Raw genomic sequence first — 1,516 nt, forward strand, 5'->3', positions numbered from 1 at the left:
CCCGGTACACCGCCGAGGCCGCCTCCGCGGCACTCGGCTCGCCCGCCGCGAAGCTCGCCCGCCGGGCCGAACGGCTCCAGGACGTCCTCGGCGAACACCACGACGGCGTCGTCGCCGTCGAGCGCCTCGCCGCCACCACCGGACGGCCGGACACCCCCGCCGCCGACACGTTCGTCGCCGGCCGGCTGACCGAGGTCGAACGGCAGGAGGCGGCACGTCGCCTGGCGGACCTGCCCGCCGTCGCGAAGAAGGCGGCCAAGCGCAAGCCGCTGCGCAAACTCGGGAAGAAGTAGGCGGCGATGACCGAGACCGGCCGGGCGGAGCACGACGGGACCCGCGGCGACACGGAACGCGCGGAGGAGAACCGCGACGAGACCGGCATGGAGCGCTGGGACCGCAACCTCATCGAGCTGTTGCAGGAGCTGCGGGTCGCCCAGACCGGCGTGCAGATCCTGTTCGCGTTCCTGCTGACGCTGCCGTTCACGAACCGGTTCGGTGACATCGGCGACCGGGACAGGGCCGTGTACGTGATCACTCTGGTCGCGGCGGCGAGCGCCACGGCGCTGCTGATCGCGCCGGTCAGCGGTCACCGCCAGGTCTTCCGGCAGGGCCGCAAGCCCCAGCTCGTCCGGACCGCCTCAACACTCGCCCAGGCGGGCCTGGTGGCCCTGCTGGTCGCCATGATCGGCGCGGTCTTCCTCGTCCTGGACGTCGTGGCGGGCCTCGGCTGGGCGACCGGGCTCGGCGTCGCGATCACGGCGCTGTTCGTCGTGCTGTGGTACCTGCTGCCGAAGCTCATCCGGGCCGGGGGACCCTGAACCGCGATTCGGCATGAAAGCCCCATATTGGGGCATATGCGGGCACAGGAGGTGACTGACCATGGTGCCGTTGCTCCTTGTGCTGCTTCTCGTGCTGATTCTGTTCGGCGCGGGCTTCGCGCTCAAGGCCCTCTGGTGGATCGCGATCATCGTGCTCATCCTGTGGCTTCTCGGCTTCGTCTTCCGCGGTGCGGGTGCGGGCGGCCGGCGCGGCCGCTGGTACCGCTGGTGAGCTGACGACCGTCCCGGCGGGTCCTGGAGGGGCCCGCCGGTGCCCTTCTCCACGTGCTTTACCTACGGAATCGCGGTACCCGGATTTCGGGCGCGCCGCCGGGGAAGGGCCGTGAGGAGATGCCCACGGTGGAAAGGAGAGATCGTCATGGCTCCTACCGTTGCGGATTACCTGCTGCATCGCCTGCGCGAGTGGGGAGTCGAACGACTGTTCGGCTATACGGGCGACGGGATCAACGGGATCGTCGCCGCGCTGGGCCGGGCCGATGACCGGCCGCGGTTCGTCCAGGCCCGGCACGAGGAGATGGCCGCCTTCGCGGCGACCGGTTACGCCAAGTTCAGCGGGAGGCCGGGGGTCTGTCTCGCGACGAGCGGTCCCGGTGCGATTCATCTGCTCAACGGCCTGTACGACGCCAAGCTCGATCATGTCCCGGTGGTGGCGATCGTCGGGCAGACCGCCCGCAGCG

At 70.5% G+C, this 1,516-nt stretch carries 4 protein-coding genes; all 4 read left to right on the top strand.

Going from position 1 to position 1,516, the window contains the following annotated elements; genetic code table 11:
• Positions 1 to 293: CHAD domain-containing protein (locus ACFFNX_RS49720; protein ID WP_378213475.1), on the top strand; the 293-nt coding region annotated here is incomplete at its 5' end.
• A 6-nt stretch (positions 294 to 299) separates the two neighbouring features.
• Positions 300 to 818 (top strand): DUF6328 family protein, encoded by a 519-nt coding sequence (locus ACFFNX_RS49725; RefSeq protein ID WP_378213476.1) that lies wholly within the window; start codon positions 300 to 302, stop codon positions 816 to 818.
• Between the two features lie 61 nt (positions 819 to 879).
• The gene (locus ACFFNX_RS49730) at positions 880 to 1,050 is read left to right on the top strand and encodes a hydrophobic protein (protein WP_378213477.1); all 171 of its coding nucleotides are present in this window, start codon (positions 880 to 882) and stop codon (positions 1,048 to 1,050) included.
• Between the two features lie 147 nt (positions 1,051 to 1,197).
• Positions 1,198 to 1,516, top strand: a 319-nt coding sequence (locus ACFFNX_RS49735; protein WP_378213479.1) for a thiamine pyrophosphate-binding protein, incomplete at its 3' end; no start/stop codon positions are given.

The organism is Actinoallomurus acaciae (assembly GCF_042429965.1).
Classification (GTDB): domain Bacteria; phylum Actinomycetota; class Actinomycetes; order Streptosporangiales; family Streptosporangiaceae; genus Actinoallomurus; species Actinoallomurus acaciae.